This is a genomic window from Nocardioides agariphilus, assembly GCF_015352445.1.
Classification (GTDB): domain Bacteria; phylum Actinomycetota; class Actinomycetes; order Propionibacteriales; family Nocardioidaceae; genus Nocardioides; species Nocardioides agariphilus.
In genome coordinates, this window is record NZ_JADKPO010000020.1 from 1 (window position 1) to 18,067 (window position 18,067).

The window sequence follows — 18,067 nt, forward strand, 5'->3', positions numbered from 1 at the left end:
TGCGCCTGGCCTACCACTGGGCGATCCTGCACCCCGCCACCACCCAGACCGGCACCCAAGGCCCCGACGGCGCCATCCTCACCCTGCTGGAGAAACCCGCCTCCCTGGGCGGGGACGGCACCCCCGCCGTCGCAGCCTTCACCCACGAAACCCTCGCCGCCGCCCTCGACCTGACCCCGGCCGCCGGGGCCGGGCTGATCGGCGACGCCCTCGACCTGCACCACCGCCTCCCCATCCTCCTCAAACGGGTCGAAGCACTCCAGGTGCCGACCTGGCAGGCCCGCCGCGTCGCGGTCCAAACCCGCCACCTCCCCCTCGATGGCGCCCGCTGGGTCGACACCCAGCTCCCCACCCGCACCGACGGCGCCATCGGACCCCTCATCACCGACCGGCTCGTCGCCCACGCCGCCGCCACCTTCGACCCCCAAACCACCCAATCTGAGGAAGAGCAAGCCCAGGCCTCCTGGGGACTGGAGGTCTCCCACCCCGCCCCGACCGACTACACCGGCACCAGCCACCTCACCATCTCCGGAGACACCCCCACCCTCAACGACTTCCACACCCTGGTCGCCACCCTCGCCCACCAGCTCGGCCAGAGCGGCGACACCAGCCCCCTCGGAGTCCGCAAGATCACCGCCATCCGCATCATCACCCACCTCGCCGCGGGGGTTCTGACCGGCGACCGGCCCCTCAACCAGGCCGGCCAGGCCGGCCTCGCCACCATGGCCACCGTGGCCACCCTGGCCGGGCTGCACCCCGAGGACCTCGAGAAGCTCTCCCAGGCCGTCACCAGACACGGCAGCAAGATCAAGCTCATCGCCCACGTCGACAACCACGACCTCGAGATCGCCACCACTCCGGACGGCGGAACCGAGACCGCCCTGGCCACCGGCAGGATCGAACGCCTCGGCGCCACCACCATCGCCCGCCTCCGCGCCTGGGTCGGCCACCAAGCCGTCCAGATCCTGCCCGTCCTCAACATGGCCCGCCGCGACGCCGTCGACTCCCACGACCCACCCACCTGGATGCGCGAACTCGTCATCCTGCGCGACCAGACCTGCATCTCCCCCCGCTGCAGCATCGACGCCCGCACCTGCGACCTCGACCACCCCACCCCCTACAAGCCACTCGAGGAAGGCGGACCACCCGGCCAAACCCACCCCGAGAACCTCGCACCACTCTGCCGACGCCACCACCGCGCCAAAACCGCCGGCACCTGGCGCTACCACCCCATGCCCGAGGGCTACCACTGGCACGGACCCCACAACACCCACTACCTCCGCACCCCACGCGGCAGCCAACGGATCTAGGGCTGCGCGCTTCGCTGAGGAATCGTCGGGCCCGCACTCGCTGGACGGAGATCGATCATCTACCTGCGCACACGCCGGCCGAGGTCGTCGCGATGGTCGGCCAGCATCGTGTGCCGCGAGCGCGTGGCCTCGACGACGGCGGTGTCGAGGTCGGCGACAGCGATACCCCGCTCGGTGCCGAGGCGGACGAGGGGGCGACCCTCGGGGTCGTAGATCGCCGAGCCCCCGCTGAAGTCGCGGGAGCCGCAGCGACCGGTGAGGCCGGCGAACACGACGTACATGCCGTTCTCGACGGCGCGCGCACCGTAGTAGAGGTCGCGGCGGTGCTCGCCGCCGACGAAGTACGCCGAGGAGCTGAGGTAGGCGACCGCGCCGTCGTCGGCTGCGGCGCGGGCATGCTCCGGGAAGCACCCGTCGTAGCAGATCGACAGGCCGAGCTCGACGCCGTGGACCCGGATGGAGGCGCCGTGGTCGCCGGCGGTGAAGTGCTGCTTCTCGTCGCCGTCGAGGTGCTGCTTGTCGTAGGGCACGTCGACCGCGCCGTCCGGTTGCATGACGACGCACGACAGCGTCTTGATGCGATGGTCGCCGACCCGGGCCTCGAGCGCACTGCTGGCCACCACGACGGCGCCAGTGTCGGCAGCCGCGTCCCGCAAGGGCGCGAGCGGGAGGTCCACCAGCCCAGGCAGGGCCCCCGCGAACACGTCGAGGTCGTAGCCGGTCAGGAAAGCCTCGGGCAGCACGACTACCTGGGCGCCCTGCTGCCCCGCTTCACCGACGAGCTCGGCCGCTGTGCGCACGTTGGCCTCCAGGTCGCCGGCCATGGCCTCGGCCTGAGCAGCCGCGACCCGGAGGATCACTGGACGACCACTTCGATCCGCTGGAACTCCTTGAGCTCGGTGTAGCCGGTGGTGGCCATCGCCCGCTTGAGGGCTCCGACGATGTTCATGGTGCCGTCGGCCACACGCGAGGGACCGAACAGGATCTCCTCCAGCGTGCCCACAGTGCCGAACTCGACCCGCTGACCGCGCGGTAGCTCGGGGTGGTGGGCCTCGGCTCCCCAGTGGTAGCCACGGCCCGGAGCGTCGGTGGCGCGCGCGAACGGCGACCCCACCATCACCGCATCTGCTCCGCAGGCGACCGCCTTGGCGATGTCGCCCGACTTGCCGATCGAACCGTCGGCGATGACGTGGACGTAGCGCCCGCCGGACTCGTCCATGTAATCACGGCGAGCAGCCGCGACGTCGGCCACGGCGCTGGCCATGGGCACCGCGACACCGAGGACGGTGCGAGTCGTGTGAGCCGCGCCGCCGCCGAACCCGACCAGCACGCCGGCCGCGCCGGTGCGCATCAGGTGCAGAGCGGCCTGGTAGGTCGCGCAGCCACCCACGATGACAGGGACGTCGAGCTCGTAGATGAACTCCTTGAGGTTCAGCGGCTCGGCCTGGCTGCTGACGTGCTCAGCGCTGACAGTCGTGCCGCGGATCACGAACATGTCGACCCCGGCGTCGACCACGGTCTTGGCGAACTGCTTGGTGCGCTGGGGCGAGAGGCTCCCCGCGACGGTGACCCCCGCCTCGCGGATCTGCCGGAGCCGGTCGGTGATCAGCTCGGGCTTGATCGGCTCGGTGTAGATGTCCTGGAGCCGCTTGGTCGCCTGGACACCGGTCAGCTCGGCCACCTCGGCCAGCAGCGGCTCGGGCTCCTCGAAGCGCGTCCAGAGGCCTTCGAGGTTGAGCACGCCCAGACCGCCGTACTTGCCGAGCGCGACCGCCGTCTCCGGCGACATCACCGAGTCCATGGGCGCGGCCAGGATCGGCAGCTCGAAGCGGTAGGCGTCGATCTGCCAGGCCACGCTGACCTCTTCGGGGTCCCGCGTACGTCGCGACGGGACGATCGCGATGTCGTCGAAGGAGTAGGCCCGGCGCGCCCGCTTGGCCTTGCCGATCTCGATCTCTGTCACGCGCGCAGCCTATCGGCGCGCGGCGGTCCGTCAGATCTCGCGCCGGGTGCAGGTCATGAGGTGGCATGAACCACCACCAGTCGTATGACGACATCACCGCCGCCTTGATGTCACCGTTGCCTAGCTACGCCGAGACGAACGACAACCGCACCTCACGGTCGGGGTTGTCAACGTTGAGGTCGACCAGGCAGATGCTCTGCCAGGTGCCCAGGGCCAGCCGGCCGTGCAATACCGGGAGGGTCGCGTACGGCGGCACCAGGGCCGGCATCACGTGTGATCGGCCGTGGCCCGGCGACCCGTGCCGGTGTCGCCACCGGTCGTCGGCAGGAAGGAGGTCGGCGAGAGCAGCGAGCAGGTCCGCGTCGGAGCCTGCGCCCGTCTCGAGGATGGCGATGCCGGCGGTGGCGTGCGGGACGAACACGTGCAGCAACCCGTCGTCGTACTCGCTGACGAAGTCCGCGCACTGACCGGTGATGTCGAGGACGGACTCGGTGACGCCGGTGTGGACGCGGAAGGTACGGGAGTGCATCCCGTGCTCTCAGCGACCGGTGTAGTTGGGAGCCTCGACGGTCATCTGGACGTCGTGGGGGTGGGACTCACCCAGGGACGCCTGGGTGATCCGGATGAACTTGCCCTTCTCCTGCAGCTCGGAGACGGTGCGGGCGCCGACGTAGAACATCGACTGGCTCAAGCCGCCGATCAGCTGGTGAGCAACGGCGGACAGCGGTCCGCGATAGGCGACCTGGCCCTCGATGCCCTCGGGCACGATCTTGTCGTCGCTGGCGACCTCGGCTTGGAAGTAGCGGTCCTTGGAGTAGGACTTCTTGCCGCGGCTCGACATCGCCGCCAGGGATCCCATGCCGCGGAACGCCTTGAACTGCTTGCCGTTGACGAAGATCAGCTCGCCCGGAGCCTCCTCGCATCCGGCGAGCAAGGACCCGACCATCACCGAGTCGGCGCCGGCGACGAGGGCCTTGGCGATGTCGCCGGAGTACTTCAGGCCGCCGTCGGCGATCACCGGAACGCCCGCCGGACGGCAGGCCAGCGACGCCTCGTAGACGGCGGTGATCTGAGGGACGCCGACGCCCGTGACCACGCGCGTCGTGCAGATCGCGCCGGGCCCGAAGCCGACCTTGACCGCGTCGGCACCGGCGTCGACGAACGCCTGGGCGCCGTCACGAGCCCCGACGTTGCCGCCGATCACCTGGACGTGCCTGGTGGCCGGGTCCGACTTCAGACGGCGCACCATGTCGAGCAGCATGCGCACGTGGCCGTGGGCGGTGTCGGCGACGAGTACGTCGACACCCGCCTCGATCAGCGTCGTGGCGCGCTGCCAGGCGTCGCCGAAGTAGCCGATCGCGGCGCCCACGAGCAGGCGGCCGTGGGCGTCGTAGGACGCGTCGGGGAACTGTTCGCCCTTGACGAAGTCCTTGACCGTGATCAGCCCCGCCAGGTGGCCGGCCTCGTCGACGATCGGTAGGCGCTCGCGCTTGTGCTGGCGCAGCAAGCGGGTCGCCTCGTCGCGGTCGATGCCGACCGGTCCGGTGATCAGCGGCATCGGCGTCATCACCTCGTCGACCTTGGTCGTCGCCCACTCGGCGACCGGCGTGAAGCGCAGGTCGCGGTTGGTGATGATGCCGAGGAGGCGGTTCTCTATGTCGACGACGGGGAGGCCGGAGACGCGGTACTCGCCGCAGATGCGGTCGAGCTCCTCGAGAGTCTGGTCGGGGCCGATGGTGACGGGGTTGGAGATGATGCCGGTCTGGGTCCGCTTGACCAGGTCGACCTGGTAGGCCTGGTCCTCGACCGAGAGGTTGCGGTGGAGCACGCCGATGCCGCCCTCGCGGGCCATCGCGATCGCCATCCGACTCTCGGTGACGGTGTCCATCGCGGCGCTGACCAGAGGCGCCTTGAGGGAGATCTCACGGGTCAGCCTGGTCGTGGTGTCGATGTCGGACGGCGCCAGGTCGGCGTAGCCAGGCAGCAGGAGGACGTCGTCGTAGGTGAGGCCGAGGGCGGCGAACTTGTCGGGCAGGTCATCGGGCAGGTCAGAGGTCATCGGACGGACAACAGGCCTTTCGGTGGTGGGTCTGCCGCCCAGTCTAGGGGCGCGCACGCTGCCCCACCGGCACCGGCGCGAGGACGGCTTCTCCCAGCGCGATAACGAGGGACGGCTCACCGATATGAATATGCCCGAGAAATAGCCGAGAAGGCGGATCGCATGTCCCGATCAATGCGATCCGCCACCTCGTTGCGACTCGTTCACGCAACCGCCAAGAAAGCCTGTCCGCTGTCTGCGAACTTGTAGCACTTGGAGATCCCCAGCTCCCCGCAGCTCAGCTCGGACGTCAGGCTGGCCGCCACGTTGCGCTCGCTGAGCCAGGTCGTGCCCTTGAACCACTGGACGTTGGCCACCATCTTGTAGGCGCCGGCCCTGCCGGGCGTGTGGAAGTGGAAGAAGGACCTGCCGGCGAGCGTCTTGGTGACGCTGCCGCCCTTCCCGTCACCCAGGTCCACGGTGAACGACTCCTCGTCCGCGGTCGACCACGTCTTGCCGTCCTCCGAGCGCAGCAGCTCGAGATGCACTGTGGCCTGCTGCGCCCCGGTGACCGTGGAGTCGGGCTGCACGACGAGGTCGCCCGGTCGGAAGGTGTAGACCAGGTGGCCGGTGGAGTCGGTGTACTTCTCCACCTTCAGGGCTACCTTCCCACCGAAGTTGGCGACTCCGGGGTTGCTCCACGCCTCCGTCCACAGCGCCGAGGCCGACGGCGCCGGCCCGAGGAGCAGAGCCGCGAGGACCGCGACCAAGGACGACACGGCCGCTGCGAACGAGATCCTCGCCCAGGTCCGGCCGGCTGTGAAATACTTGTTCATCTTGTTCTCCTCACCTTGTGGATGAATCTGCTGATATTCCCTGGATAAGGGATGCCAGCAAGATTGCATCCGACGAGGCAGGCACATCTGTGGCCCAGCCGACAATTCCCGGCGTCCGTTGCCGGGCTGAGGAAATGGAAAAGAACTGCCCGTCAGCGATGCAACGCGGCCAGCGGAATCCGCACGGTGAGGCGGTCGCCGGACATCCGGATGCGGCCGCGCAACCCGGCCGCCAGCACCATCGGCAAGACGGCCTGGTTGTCGGCCCGGGTGGTCAGCACCAGCTCGGCCGCACCCTGCGAGGCCGCGACCCGCACGGCCTCCGACAACAGCCGGCTGCCGATGCCCCGGCGTCGCCAGGCCGGGTCGACCGACAGGTTCAGCACGCTGGCCTCGGGTTCGTCGAGCGCCGGACGCACGGCGGCCGTGCCGACGGCAGCGCCGCCGACCACCGCGCTGATCTCGCTGGCTTCCACGACGTACTCCGGACCCTCCGACGCCGCCAGAGGGACCGATGCCGCCGTCGCCGCGGCCCGCGCCAGCACGTCGTCGACGAGCGAGGCCAAGGCGTCGGCACGGGCGTGCTCGGTGGCCGTGAAGGGCGCCGTACGCCGGACCTGGACGAGCACCGAGGCGACCGTGACCTCGAGCAGGTCGAGCGAGCCGTCCTCGCCCGATGACGACTCGGCCTCGGCGTCGAAGAGCCGCGCCAGCACGTCCGGGAAGCTGGCCGGCGACGCCAGCACGGACGCTGCGGCATGGACGTAGCGCGTGGGTTGGTCGGCCAGGGCGGCCTCGGTGCAGGGCACGACGCTGACCGCCTGCCCACCCGATCGACGTACGAGAGCCTCGATGTCGGCGAGGTGCCAGCTCTGCGGAGTGTCGAGAACGAGCTCGTCGGTGACCAGGTCGACTCCGGGGAAGATCTGGAAGCCGAGGATGTTGACCTCGCTCGCCCCGCACTCGGCCGCCAGCCCGGCCAGCGCGCCGGGCCGGTCGGGCAGGGTCGCGCGTACTCGCCACAACATGCCCCGATCGTGCGCGGCAAGCGTTTCGGCAGCGGGCCGGGAATGTTTCGCGCAGGAAAATCCCGGACACTGCCGGTTTGCTACGACGACTGCGCAGGGGCCGACATCGCGAGCGCCGGCTCGCCGTCGCGCTGAGCGGCCGCCTCGACGAGCCAGCCGAAGATGCGATCCCCCGTCTCGTCGTGGGGCAGCTCCGGGTGCCACTGCACCCCGATCGCCGACCAGCTGGTGGGTCCCGACCACTCGATGCCCTCGACCACGGCGTCGTCCGCCCGGGCGGTGACTCGCCATGAGTCGCCCGGGTGCGCCACGGCTTGATGGTGCAGAGACGTGACGTGCGCCCGCACTCCGAGCAGCTCGCGAAGCGTCGAGGTCGGCTCGGTGCGTACGGCGTGCCCGGCGAGGTTCCGGTGGGCGTCAAGGTGGCCCACCAGAGTGCCGCCGAAGGCGACGACCAGCAGCTGGAGCCCTCGACACACGCCGAGCAGCGGGATACCGCGCACGGCCGCCGCTCGGATCAGCAGCACCTCCTCGTCGTCGCGCCGCGGGTCGACGTCGAGCGCGGTGTGCGTCTCGCCGCCGTAGCGGCCGGGCTCGACGTCGCCACCACCGGTGAGCACGACGGCATCGACCAGGCCGAGCGTCTCGACGGCACGGCCGGCTGGGAGCACGATCGGCAGGCCGCCGGCTCGGGCGACCTCGTCGACATACGTCTCAGGAGTGCCCGTCGCCTGGATGGTCACGTGCGGTCGCGGCACCGCGTAGCGGTGCCCGACGATCCCGACGACCGGGCGCCGAGGTCTCATGCGAAAGCCGCGATGGCCGTGACGCCCAAGGCGATTCCCGATGCGTAGGTGCCCATCGCGCCCAGGTCTCGCAGGGGTCCGTGGGCCGCGAGCGTCTTGGAGGTGAGCATCCCGAGCGCGTGGACGTACCGCGAGGCTGCGGCCACGACGGCCAGGGCCTGCACCCACCACCCGTCGCTGAGCAGCGCGCAGACGACGATGAGGACGATCAGGGTCGGCACGTACTCGGCGGCGTTGCCGTGGGCGCGCTGAGCGATGAACATGCGGTCGGTCGGGTCGGTCGGCATCTGGTTGCCGGTGGCGCCCCGGATGGCGCGGTGTCGCGTGACGTTGGCGCCCAGGACGAAGAGCAGGATGCCCATCAAGGCGATGCTGACGACGGGGACGACGTCGAGCGAGGTGTTCAGCTCCATGAGGGAACCCTTTCGTTGAGGAGGATGCGGCGGATGATCGCGCCGCTGAGGTCGGTGCCCAGGAGGGCGTCGGCCTTGTGCATGCCACCGGGACAGGTCACGTTGACCTCGATGAGGCGGCCCGCGATGACGTCGAGACCGGCCAGTGCGATGCCGTGCTCGGCGAGCAGGGGTCCGATTGCGGCCACGATGGCGCGGTCGTCGGCGTCGATCTGAGCGACAGCCACCGGCGGCCCGATGCGGAAGTCGACGGAGGACGGCCGGCGCAGGACGGCGCCGATGATCTCGCCGTCGAGCACGAACAGGCGCTTGTTGCCGCTCGCCACGTCGGCCACGTACGTCTGAGCGATCACGTGGCGACGTCCTCCCCCGGTCGCGGACTCCGCCAGCGACACAGCGGTCTCGTCATCCCGGACCAGCCAGACGTCCCGACCCGCGAAACCGTCAACCGGCTTGACGACCGCAGCACCCACCTCGGCGACGAAGCCGCACAGCGCGGCTGGGTCAGCCGTCACGACAGTCGGCGGGCACAGCGCAGGGAACCGCAAGGCGACCAGCTTCTCGTGCAGTGCTCGAATGCCGGCCGGCCGGTTGGCCACCGCACCCCCGGACGCCTCGACGAGGTCGAGCAGGTACGTCGTGTGGAGGTACCTCGCGTCGACCGGCGGGTCGATGCGCAGCAGGGTCACGTCCATCTCGGCGGCGACGTCGACCGTTCGCCGCTCGACCTCCTCCTGCCACGTGGTCGCCACCGTCCAGCGATGGTCGGCGCCCCGGCGGCGATCGGCCAGGTGCAGGCGCCGGGCGTCGGCCAGGACGCGACCGCCGGTGACGGAAAGGTCTTCGGGCTGGCAGGTCCACACCGCCTGACCGAGCTCCTCGGTGGCAGCCATCAGCCCGATGCTCGCGTCGACGTCGGCCTGGAGGCCGGCCAGCGGGTCGACGACGAACAAGACGGCGCTCCTCATGCGGCGACCAGGCCTCGACGGGTCGCCATCGCGACCAGCTCTTGACCGTGAGCCGCGACCTCGCCACGGCCGTGCGCCGCGTCGTACCAGTGCTGGTCGAGGTACGGCGCCTCCCCGGCCAGCCGGGCCAGGACTGCTCGACGCACGTCGTCGTCGTGCGCGATCGCGGCCAGGGTGTGCACCACCGCGCCGATCGCGGCGTCCTCCTGCACATCGGGAAAGCGCACCTCGAGATAGCGCCCGCGCGGACGCACCGGCGCGAACAGCGTGGTCAGGTGCTCGCGTCCTTGCGCCAAGAACCGCGCCGCCCCGGCGGCGAAGGCCGAGTACGCCGCGACCGGGTCCTCGCCGGCCAGCAGGCGCCCGTCGAAGGCGGTCCGCGCCGGGTCGACCTGGAGCCACGTGGCCAGCCGGGAGTCCGGACCTGTGGCGCGCGCGAACGCTGCCGCGAGGAAGGGGGCGGCCAGGTTGAGTGCCCGCCACTGCTCGAGTGACGCCGGGCCGCTCCACCAGTCCAGGCACACCTGCGTCGAGCAGGTCCGCCGCATCATCACGCGGCCCGCAGGCCCGATGGCGTCGAAGTGCCGTTGCATGGCGACGTACCGAGGTGAGGTCAGCTGGAGCGGCACCGCCGACTCCGGCCGAGGGTCGACCGACCACGCGTGCACGGCGATCCCGGCTCGCGCGCAGTCCGCGCGAAGCGCGCGGAGGTGCGCGCGTGCCGCGCGCACCGTAGCCGCCGCGCTCGCCGCCCGCGGCAGGCTCAACTCGATCTGCCCGCCCGGCTCGAAGCTGACGTACGGCGCGTAGGCGGCGTTGCAGACCACGGCTCGCAGCCGCTCGACGGGGACCGCCGAGCCGCCGGCGACCCAGGTGGTGACCAGCTCGTGCTCGATCGCGACGCCCGTGCTCCTGCCGCGGCCCTGAGCGGTGGGGAACAGCTCGGTGACCAGTGGGCGGTAGCTCTCGGCGTGCATGACGACTCCTGATACTGTAAGGGTTCCTGTCGATATATTGAAAGGTACCCTTACGAATGTCAAGAGCTGAGCCGGTCCGACCCACCAGCCCGCCGCTGATCGCACTGGTGCACCGCGCCAACAAGGCACTGCAGGCGAACATGGTCGCGCAGGCTCACCGGCAAGGGCATCCGGAGATCAAGCAGTCGCACAACGCGGTCTTCGGCACCTTGCACGGTGAGGGTCAGCGAGCCGTCGACATGGCCGCCAGCATGGGCATCACCCGGCAGTCGATGGGCGAGATCGTGCGCGAGATGGTCCAGCTCGACATCCTCGAGATGGTGCCCGACCCGGCCGACCGCCGCGCCAAGCTGGTCACGTTCTCGGCGCACGGCCTCGAGGTGGCCGCCGCCGGCTTCCGGCACATCGGCGCCTTGGAGCGCCGCTTCGCCGAGGAGTTCGGCGCCGCCGACTACGAGACGGCGCGACGAGTGCTGGTGCGGGTGGCCGAGATGCTCGAGGCCGATGACGCAGAGCCGCACGACCAGGCGGTGACCCCGGGACAAACCGAAAGTCGGCGCAGTTCGCCCGGTTGAGGGGGCGAACTGCGCCGACTCGGCGGTGCTCAGTTCTCCATCAGTGACCGTGGCCGTGGCCAGCGGCCGGAGCCTCTTCCTTCTCGGGCTTCTCGACGATCAGCGTCTCGGTCGTCAGCAGCATCGCGGCGATCGAGGTGGCGTTGACCAGCGCCGAGCGGGTCACCTTGACCGGGTCGATGACGCCCTGGGCGACGAGGTCGCCGTACTCGCTGGTCGCGGCGTTGTAGCCGGTGCCGACGCCCGCGTCGCGGACCTTGGAGACGATGACGAAGCCGTTCTCGCCGCCGTTCTCGGCGATCCAACGAAGCGGCTCGTCGACGGACTTGCGCACGATGCGCACGCCGGTCGCCTCGTCGCCGGTGAGGCCGAGGTCGTCGTTGAGCACCGACGAGGCGTGGATGAGGGCCGAGCCGCCGCCGGCGACGATGCCCTCCTCGATCGCGGCGCGCGTGGCGGAGACGGCGTCCTCGATGCGGTGCTTCTTCTCCTTCAGCTCCACCTCGGTGTGGGCGCCGACCTTGATCACGCACACTCCGCCGGCGAGCTTGGCCAGACGCTCCTGGAGCTTCTCACGGTCCCAGTCGGAGTCGGTGTTCTCGATCTCGGCCTTGATCTGGTTGACGCGGCCCTCGACCTCGGCCTTGTCACCGCCGCCGTCGACGATGGTGGTGGTGTCCTTGGTGATGACGACACGGCGAGCCTGGCCGAGCACGTCGAGACCGACCTGGTCGAGCTTGAGGCCGACCTCGGGTGCGACGACCTGACCACCGGTCAGGGTCGCGATGTCCTGCATCATCGCCTTGCGACGGTCCCCGAACGCGGGACTCTTGACCGCGACGGCGGTGAAGGTGCCGCGGATCTTGTTGACCACCAGCGTCGAGAGCGCCTCGCCGTCGACATCCTCGGCCAGGATGAACAGCGGCTTGCCGGACTGGATGACCTTCTCCAGCAGCGGGAGGATGTCGGCGATCGCCGAGATCTTCCCCTGGTGCAACAGGATGTAGGGGTCGTCGAGGACGGCCTCCATCCGCTCGGGATCGGTCACGAAGTAGGCCGAGATGTAGCCCTTGTCGAACTGCATCCCCTCGGTGAACTCCAGCTCGGTGCCCATGGTGTTGGACTCCTCGACGGTGATCACGCCGTCCTTGCCGACCTTGTCGAAGGACTCGGCCAGCAGCTCGCCGATGAGGCTGTCGCGGCTGGAGATGGTGGCCACCGAGGCCATGTCCTCCTTGGACTCCACCTCGCGAGCCGCCTCGCGCAGCGCGTCACCGACGGCCTCGGCCGCGGCGTCCATGCCCCGCTTGAGAGCCATCGGGTTGGCGCCGGCAGCAACCGCACGAAGGCCCTCGTGGACCATCGCCTGGGCGAGCACCGTTGCGGTCGTCGTGCCGTCACCGGCCACGTCGTTGGTCTTGGTCGCGACCTCCTTGGTGAGCTGGGCACCGAGGTTCTCGAACGGGTCGTCGAGCTCGATCTCACGCGCGACGGTCACGCCGTCGTTGGTGATCGTGGGGGCGCCCCACTTCTTGTCGAGGACGACGTAGCGGCCCTTGGGGCCGAGCGTCACCTTGACGGTGTTGGCGAGCTTGTCGACGCCACGCTCCAGCGAGCGCCTCGCGTGCTCGTCGAACTCCAGGATCTTGGGCATGTCACTCCTTCAAGAGGACAGGTCGTGTCCCTGGCCGTGCGGTCTAGCGCACGCTCAGGGACACGACCCGAAGAGAACGATCAGGAAACGACGGCGAGCACGTCGCGCGCCGAGAGGATGAGGTACTCGTTGCCGGAGTACTTGACCTCGGTGCCGCCGTACTTGCTGTAGATGACCTTGTCGCCGACGGCGACGTCGAGCGGGACCCGGTTGCCGTTGTCGTCGATGCGGCCCGGGCCGATCGCCAGGACCTCGCCCTCCTGCGGCTTCTCCTTGGCCGTGTCGGGGATGACCAGGCCAGAAGCCGTGGTCTGCTCCGCGTCGAGCGGCTTGACCACGATGCGGTCCTCAAGGGGCTTGATGTTGACCGACACGATGTCGACCTCCACTTTCTAGAGCTCTCCAGACGATGTGAGCCTGCTCGGAGGTACGCCGTCGCGGGGGTCGTACGTCGTCACAGACCCAGGTCAGTGATTTGGTCAGTGATCTGGCGCTCTCGAGGTGAGAGTGCCAACCGCGACGTTAGCACTCCCCCAAGACGAGTGCCAGGGCGACTCCATCGTGGGTGGCACGGCAGGATGCGGTGTGTGAGTTCGCAGACCGTCGCGCAGAGCTTCGCCTGGCTGCTGACCGACGACGGCCAGGCCGTCTTGTCGCGGGCGGTCGAGGCGAGCGCGGAACCCGGGTACGACGAGCTGGCGCTCCAAGGCGAGCTGCGGCGTGGGACCAGGCCCGAACGAGTGGCCCTGGCGATCACCCAGGCCGAGCTGCGACGGCGGGCGACTGGCAAGTTCGGCGAGCTGGCGGCGCGGATGTACTTCACGCCCGACGGCCTCGAGCAGGCCACCAGGCTCTCGGTGTCCACGCACCGGGCCAGTCGGCTGCAGGCCGCGGTGACCCAGAGCGTGGTGGACCTGGGGTGCGGCATCGGCGGTGACCTGGTGGCCTTCGCCCGCGCCGGGATCACCACGGCGGGGGTGGACCTCGACCCGTTGCGGGTGGCGATGGCGCGGGCCAACCTCGCGGCTCTGGAGCTGGGCGGCGCCGTGCAGGAGGCAGATGCCACCGCCGTGGACAGCTCGCCGTTCGACGTGGCGTTCGCCGATCCGGCGCGGCGCAGCGGCGCGGGACGCAGCTTCCGGGTCGAGGACTGGACGCCGCCGTGGAGCTTCGTCGAGTCGCTGCTGCGGCGCGACGCCTGCGTCAAGGTCGCCCCTGGCATCCCGCACGCGATCGTGCCCGCCGGGGTCGAGGCCGAGTGGGTCAGCGACCACGGCGAGGTCAAGGAGGCCGCACTGTGGTCGGGCCGGCTGGCCACTGACGCACGGCGCGCGACCGTGATCGGCGACGGCGGCCTGGCCACGCTCACCGACGCCGACGACCCCGGGACCGAGATCGTCGGCGTCGGGACCCTGGGCGGGTTCCTCTACGAACCTGACGGCGCAGTGATCCGCGCCGGCCTGGTGACGGCCGTCGCGGCTGGCGTGCAGGGTCGGTTGCTGGACAGCAAGATCGCCTACGTCACCTCGGACGAGGCCTACCGGTCGCCGTTTGCGCGGTCCTACCGGGTCCTCGAAGAGGTGCCCTATCGGGAGAAGCAGCTGCGCGCGGCCCTGCGGGCACGCGGCATCGGCACGCTGACGATCAAGAAGCGCGGGGTCGACGGGTCGCCGGAGCAGCTTCGCAAGCGGCTCGACCTGCACGGCGAGGACGAGGCCACGCTGGTGCTCACGCGAGCGCGCGGCCGGGGCATCGCCCTGCTGGTCAAGCCGTTCTAAGGCTCACGCCCCCGGAGAAGACCGGGGGCGTGAGCTCAGAGCTGGATCAGCACTCGCCCGGGTTCGGGTCGCACACGGTGGCGCCGACCTCACCCAGACCGTCGTCGTGCGGCCACTTCTTCGGCTGGTCCTTCAGCGGCGAGGAGCCAGAGGTGCCACACACGTCACCGGTGATCTGCGCCTGAGCGCAGCCGTCGAACGTGACGCCGCCGATCTTGTAGCTGAAGTGGAGGATCGCGAAGCCGGTCTCGGACGTGCCGAAGCCGTCAGCGTCGACGTAGACGCAGGTGTTGGTGCCGGAACCGCCGACGATGACCAGGTCGTCGTCGCCGGAGTGGGCCTGGCGCCCAGCGTCACCGTTGATCGTCATCAGACCCAGGTAGATCGTGTTGTCGTCGACGGCTTCGTCGCCGACCTTGAAGCAGAAGGTGAAGTGGTAGGTCTTGTCGTTCTGACCAAGGCCAGGGTGCTTGCAGGCGACGCCGCACTGACCGGCCACGACCGGCGGCTGCGAACTCGCGTAGGCCGGTGCGTTGATGGCAACGGCAGCAACGGGCACCGACCAGGCGACACCGCGCGTGACGGTGCGCCGAGAGATCTTGGTCCCCCCGACCTTTTCGAGCGCAGACGTGCTCTTTGAATCCATTGTGAAACCCCCCCAGGATTACATGGTGAAGTCTCACCATAGACCGGCGTGACCTCCAAGGGAAATGCGCTGTCCCCGGGGGGTGGAGGGTGGGCTGGACCAGTTGGTTACAGAGACCTCCGCTCGTATCACCTGCGGACTTCGTTGCTCCTGGGCGATTTTACTTTCGGAATGCGTCGAAGTTGCACAAACCCTCGCTTCAGCACCCCGAGCGCGGTAACGACAGGGTCCTCGTAGGCAGCCTGCCGGGGGCCGGGCCGGACCCCACGAGGTAGGCCACCAGGGCGTTCATGGCACCCGGCGTCTCGCCGTACGTCGCAACCCGGACCCGGGCCTGGCTGCGCGCCAGCACCTCCGGACGGTCCAGCGCGACGACCACACCCGCGCGTGCCGGACGGTCGGTCACCAAGGCGACCTTGGTTCCTCGGTCACCGATGGCCAACCCCTGTCGCCGAGCCGCAGCCTCGAAGGCCGCCACCGCCGCCGCCGGTCCTCGCAGGCGCACCCGACTCGTGACGAGACGTCCCTGGCAAGGTCCCGACACCGACGTCAAAGCAGCCTGCGAGAGCTTCGCCGAGACCCACGCCGAGGTGCCCAGGTCCAGCGGCGCGACGCCTGCATGCCGCACGTGGAGCAGCAGCGCGACCATGCGTGCCGCAGCCTCCTCGACGCGCGATCGCGGCAACCGCCCCTGGCGGACAGCGGCAACGATGCCGTCGCGGGCCTTCTCGGGGTCCGCGGGCATCAGCACGACGTCGACCCCGGCCCGCAGCGCCCTGACGGCGGCCTGGGCCGGGCCGTAGTGCCGCGAGACGGCCCTCATCGACAGCGCGTCGGTCAACACCAGGCCTTCGAAGCCGAGCTCGCCACGGAGCAGGCCGTCGACGACCTTGCGCGACAGGGACGCCGGCACGCCGGGGTCGACCGCACGCACGTCGAGGTGACCGACCATGACCGCCGTGGCGCCCGCCTCGATGCCGGCCTGGAACGGCACGAGGTCGCGGGCCCGCAGCTGCTCGAGCGAGGCGTCGAGCTCGGGGAGGGCCAGGTGGCTGTCAACCGTCGCCGAGCCGTGCCCGGGAAAGTGCTTGAGCGTGGCGATCAGCCCTGCCGAGGCGACGCCGTCTTGGGCAGCCACGACCTGCTCGGCCGCTTGCGCGGGGAACTCCGAGGCCGACCGCGTGCCGATGACCGGGTCGCGCGGACCCCGGGTGACGTCGGCGTCCGGCGCCAGCACCGCGGTGAAGCCGAGCCCGCTCATCTCGCGCGCGCTCGCCCGGGCAGCCAGACGCGTCAGGTCCGGCCGGCCCGCCGCTCCCGTCGACATGAACGCCGGGTACGGCGTGGCCTCGTGCACGCGGACGACCCGGCCACCCTCCTGGTCGATGCCCACGAACGCCGGGTAGCCGCGGCCGCGGGCCGCTTGCTGCACCGACGCGACCACCGACCGCAGCTGCTCGGCCGAGACGATGTTGTCGGCGACGGGTACGACGCCACCGAGGTGGAGCCGGCGCACCAGTCCCGCCGGCGAACCGGTGCCGCGGTACCCGGCGACGATCACCTGGCCCGCCAGCTGGTTCAACGACAGGTCGGCGACGAGCTGATCGGCCCGGGTGACCTCGGCAGCCGTCGGCCCCCACGTCGTCGTGCCCGTCGGGTCAGCGGCAGGCGCTCCCACAGCCGACGCGGAGGTGCCCCGGCTCGCGGGCGCAACAGGTACGGCGGCCGACGAGACCGCCGTACACACCAGCGCGACGACGAGGGCGCCGGTCAGGGGCGGACGCACGCCGAGCAGTGTCTCAGTCAGACACCCGCTCCGGGCCTCAACCCGGATCGCGTTCCCAGCGAGGCGGGAGACGCCGGTTGAGCGAGAACAGCCGGCCGAGCACCGGCATGATCACGATGTTGAGGCCATGCAGGACGCCGATGATCAGGAGGATGCCGCCGATCCGCACGAGCTCTGACCTCACCATGCCGGCGGTCACGTCCCCGCTGAAGTCCGGCGCCTCGACCCGCACCGTGAACAGGATGTAGGCGGTGAAGATCAGGTAGTAGACGACGTCGGTCAGCACGATGTAGCTCTTGCCGGTCAGCGGGTTGTCGTGGAAGACGTCGGCTGCGTAGGCGCGCCCGAACCGCTTGATGAAGGGCCCGAGCCAGATCGCGATCGCCACCAGCGCGGCGGTCGTGGCGATCTCCAGGATCCACCAGGGCATGTGCAGTCCCTCCTCGTCCCTCGGGGTCAGCATGACGGTCAGCGCGACCGCGAGCGCGAGGCCGGCAGCCCAGGCGAGCACCAGCCGATGCACGCGGGTACGGCGCCTCCGGTCGTCGGCGATGCTGCCGACGACCCGGGAGAACAGGTCCGGCGCCGGCTCGGTGTGATCCCCCTCCGCGCCGAGGGCCTCGTGGAGCCGGGACTCGATGTTGCTTTCCAGGTCAGCCATGGTGGTCCTCCAAGATCACCGCGAGGCCGCGCAGGCCCCGCTTGAGGTGGGTCTTCACCGAGTTGGACGAGAGCCCGAGGAGCTCGGCGATCTGGTCGACCGGAAGCTCGAGGTAGTAGCGCAGCGCGAGGCACTCGCGCTGGCGGTGCGGCAGCATCCGCAGCGCCGCCACCACCTCGCGACGCGACTCCTGGCGCACGGAGGTGTCCTCGGCGGACGGCTCGTCCGGTGCGGCCGGCGGTCGGTGCCGCAGCGAGACGAGGCCGCGGCGGTTGTGGTCGCGGGCCAGGTTGACCACGATCGAGCGCAAGTACGCGGCCGCCTTCTCGGGCTCCCGGATGCGATAGGCGTTGCGGGCCAGGCGGATGAACGCCTCCTGCACCAGGTCCTCGGCAGCGGTTCGGTCGTCGGTGAAGAACCGTGCCAGCGCCACGAGGCGTTGGCCCTCCAGCTGGAACAACGCGGCCACCAGCGCGTCCGCGTCGACCTCCGAACGGGTCGCCGAACGCTCACCAGACACCTCACTGGTCACGTCGTTGGCCACCGTCGACAGGGACTCCATCACTTGGCAGACGAGCAGACCGCGTCCCCGGGTGACACAGAACGCGTGCGAATACCTGCAGGTTTG

Annotated in this window: 19 protein-coding genes; 3 read left to right on the plus strand and 16 right to left on the minus strand. The window is 70.1% G+C overall.

The genetic code is table 11. From position 1 onward, the window contains the following. On the plus strand, positions 1-1,310 hold a 1,310-nt coding region (locus ISU10_RS14760; protein WP_194697179.1), incomplete at its 5' end, for an HNH endonuclease signature motif containing protein. A 59-nt stretch (positions 1,311-1,369) separates the two neighbouring features. Here ISU10_RS14760 and ISU10_RS14765 read toward each other — a convergent pair. From ISU10_RS14765 to ISU10_RS23175, 10 genes are all read right to left on the minus strand, one after another. Further along, positions 1,370-2,170: a carbon-nitrogen hydrolase family protein gene (locus ISU10_RS14765; protein WP_370865416.1), complete on the minus strand. Its 801-nt coding sequence runs from the start codon at positions 2,168-2,170 to the stop codon at positions 1,370-1,372. Continuing rightward, positions 2,167-3,273 (minus strand): GuaB3 family IMP dehydrogenase-related protein, encoded by a 1,107-nt coding sequence (locus tag ISU10_RS14770; RefSeq protein ID WP_194697180.1) that lies wholly within the window; start codon positions 3,271-3,273, stop codon positions 2,167-2,169. Before ISU10_RS14770 ends, ISU10_RS14765 begins: the two co-directional genes overlap by 4 nt. Positions 3,274-3,397: 124 nt before the next feature. After that, positions 3,398-3,802 carry a secondary thiamine-phosphate synthase enzyme YjbQ gene (locus tag ISU10_RS14775; protein ID WP_194697181.1) on the minus strand — a complete coding sequence of 135 codons (405 nt, stop codon included), beginning with the start codon at positions 3,800-3,802 and terminating at the stop codon, positions 3,398-3,400. A 9-nt stretch (positions 3,803-3,811) separates the two neighbouring features. Beyond that, a complete protein-coding gene (guaB, locus tag ISU10_RS14780) occupies positions 3,812-5,332 on the minus strand; it encodes an IMP dehydrogenase (protein WP_194697182.1) in 1,521 nt (506 codons plus the stop codon). Between the two features lie 203 nt (positions 5,333-5,535). Further along, positions 5,536-6,147: a hypothetical protein gene (locus tag ISU10_RS14785; RefSeq protein WP_194697183.1), complete on the minus strand. Its 612-nt coding sequence runs from the start codon at positions 6,145-6,147 to the stop codon at positions 5,536-5,538. 152 nt (positions 6,148-6,299) lie between these two features. Beyond that, positions 6,300-7,175, minus strand: a complete 876-nt coding sequence (locus ISU10_RS14790) for a GNAT family N-acetyltransferase (RefSeq protein WP_194697184.1) — start codon at positions 7,173-7,175, stop codon at positions 6,300-6,302. Between the two features lie 80 nt (positions 7,176-7,255). Further along, a complete protein-coding gene (locus ISU10_RS14795) occupies positions 7,256-7,981 on the minus strand; it encodes a gamma-glutamyl-gamma-aminobutyrate hydrolase family protein (protein WP_194697185.1) in 726 nt (241 codons plus the stop codon). Then, positions 7,978-8,394 (minus strand): MAPEG family protein, encoded by a 417-nt coding sequence (locus ISU10_RS14800; RefSeq protein WP_194697186.1) that lies wholly within the window; start codon positions 8,392-8,394, stop codon positions 7,978-7,980. The genes ISU10_RS14795 and ISU10_RS14800 overlap by 4 nt, the downstream gene beginning before the upstream one ends. Then, positions 8,385-9,362: an ATP-grasp domain-containing protein gene (locus ISU10_RS14805; RefSeq protein WP_194697187.1), complete on the minus strand. Its 978-nt coding sequence runs from the start codon at positions 9,360-9,362 to the stop codon at positions 8,385-8,387. Before ISU10_RS14805 ends, ISU10_RS14800 begins: the two co-directional genes overlap by 10 nt. After that, on the minus strand, positions 9,359-10,339 hold the full coding sequence (locus ISU10_RS23175) for a glutamate-cysteine ligase family protein (RefSeq protein WP_228500973.1): 981 nt from the start codon (positions 10,337-10,339) through the stop codon (positions 9,359-9,361). The genes ISU10_RS14805 and ISU10_RS23175 overlap by 4 nt, the downstream gene beginning before the upstream one ends. Positions 10,340-10,395: 56 nt before the next feature. Between ISU10_RS23175 and ISU10_RS14815 the strand changes: the two genes are divergently transcribed. Further along, positions 10,396-10,914 (plus strand): MarR family winged helix-turn-helix transcriptional regulator, encoded by a 519-nt coding sequence (locus tag ISU10_RS14815; protein ID WP_194697188.1) that lies wholly within the window; start codon positions 10,396-10,398, stop codon positions 10,912-10,914. A 40-nt stretch (positions 10,915-10,954) separates the two neighbouring features. Here ISU10_RS14815 and groL read toward each other — a convergent pair whose 3' ends face one another. Further along, positions 10,955-12,568 carry a chaperonin GroEL gene (groL, locus tag ISU10_RS14820; protein WP_194697189.1) on the minus strand — a complete coding sequence of 538 codons (1,614 nt, stop codon included), beginning with the start codon at positions 12,566-12,568 and terminating at the stop codon, positions 10,955-10,957. Positions 12,569-12,648: 80 nt separating this feature from the next. Further along, entirely contained in the window at positions 12,649-12,942 is a 294-nt protein-coding gene (gene groES / locus ISU10_RS14825; RefSeq protein ID WP_194697247.1) for a co-chaperone GroES, read from the minus strand. 213 nt (positions 12,943-13,155) lie between these two features. Between groES and ISU10_RS14830 the strand changes: the two genes are divergently transcribed. After that, the gene (locus ISU10_RS14830) at positions 13,156-14,346 is read left to right on the plus strand and encodes a class I SAM-dependent methyltransferase (RefSeq protein WP_370865421.1); all 1,191 of its coding nucleotides are present in this window, start codon (positions 13,156-13,158) and stop codon (positions 14,344-14,346) included. Between the two features lie 46 nt (positions 14,347-14,392). Here ISU10_RS14830 and ISU10_RS14835 read toward each other — a convergent pair whose 3' ends face one another. From ISU10_RS14835 to ISU10_RS14850, 4 genes are all read right to left on the minus strand, one after another. Beyond that, a complete protein-coding gene (locus tag ISU10_RS14835; protein ID WP_194697191.1) occupies positions 14,393-14,992 on the minus strand; it encodes a hypothetical protein in 600 nt (199 codons plus the stop codon). Positions 14,993-15,191: 199 nt separating this feature from the next. Beyond that, on the minus strand, positions 15,192-16,778 hold the full coding sequence (locus tag ISU10_RS14840; protein ID WP_194697192.1) for a glycoside hydrolase family 3 N-terminal domain-containing protein: 1,587 nt from the start codon (positions 16,776-16,778) through the stop codon (positions 15,192-15,194). Between the two features lie 37 nt (positions 16,779-16,815). After that, on the minus strand, positions 16,816-17,439 hold the full coding sequence (locus ISU10_RS14845; RefSeq protein WP_194697193.1) for a hypothetical protein: 624 nt from the start codon (positions 17,437-17,439) through the stop codon (positions 16,816-16,818). Further along, entirely contained in the window at positions 17,432-18,001 is a 570-nt protein-coding gene (locus ISU10_RS14850; RefSeq protein ID WP_194697194.1) for an RNA polymerase sigma factor, read from the minus strand. Before ISU10_RS14850 ends, ISU10_RS14845 begins: the two co-directional genes overlap by 8 nt. Positions 18,002-18,067: the final 66 nt, after the last annotated feature.

Coding starts and splice junctions, on each gene's coding strand:
- ISU10_RS14775 (WP_194697181.1), bottom strand. CDS start 3,802: ATGCACTCCCGTACCTTCCGCGTCCACACCGGCGTCACCGAGTCCGTC.
- guaB (WP_194697182.1), bottom strand. CDS start 5,332: ATGACCTCTGACCTGCCCGATGACCTGCCCGACAAGTTCGCCGCCCTC.
- ISU10_RS14785 (WP_194697183.1), bottom strand. CDS start 6,147: ATGAACAAGTATTTCACAGCCGGCCGGACCTGGGCGAGGATCTCGTTC.
- ISU10_RS14790 (WP_194697184.1), bottom strand. CDS start 7,175: ATGTTGTGGCGAGTACGCGCGACCCTGCCCGACCGGCCCGGCGCGCTG.
- ISU10_RS14795 (WP_194697185.1), bottom strand. CDS start 7,981: ATGAGACCTCGGCGCCCGGTCGTCGGGATCGTCGGGCACCGCTACGCG.
- ISU10_RS14800 (WP_194697186.1), bottom strand. CDS start 8,394: ATGGAGCTGAACACCTCGCTCGACGTCGTCCCCGTCGTCAGCATCGCC.
- ISU10_RS14805 (WP_194697187.1), bottom strand. CDS start 9,362: ATGAGGAGCGCCGTCTTGTTCGTCGTCGACCCGCTGGCCGGCCTCCAG.
- ISU10_RS23175 (WP_228500973.1), bottom strand. CDS start 10,339: ATGCACGCCGAGAGCTACCGCCCACTGGTCACCGAGCTGTTCCCCACC.
- ISU10_RS14815 (WP_194697188.1), top strand. CDS start 10,396: ATGTCAAGAGCTGAGCCGGTCCGACCCACCAGCCCGCCGCTGATCGCA.
- groL (WP_194697189.1), bottom strand. CDS start 12,568: ATGCCCAAGATCCTGGAGTTCGACGAGCACGCGAGGCGCTCGCTGGAG.
- ISU10_RS14835 (WP_194697191.1), bottom strand. CDS start 14,992: ATGGATTCAAAGAGCACGTCTGCGCTCGAAAAGGTCGGGGGGACCAAG.
- ISU10_RS14845 (WP_194697193.1), bottom strand. CDS start 17,439: ATGGCTGACCTGGAAAGCAACATCGAGTCCCGGCTCCACGAGGCCCTC.
- ISU10_RS14850 (WP_194697194.1), bottom strand. CDS start 18,001: ATGGAGTCCCTGTCGACGGTGGCCAACGACGTGACCAGTGAGGTGTCT.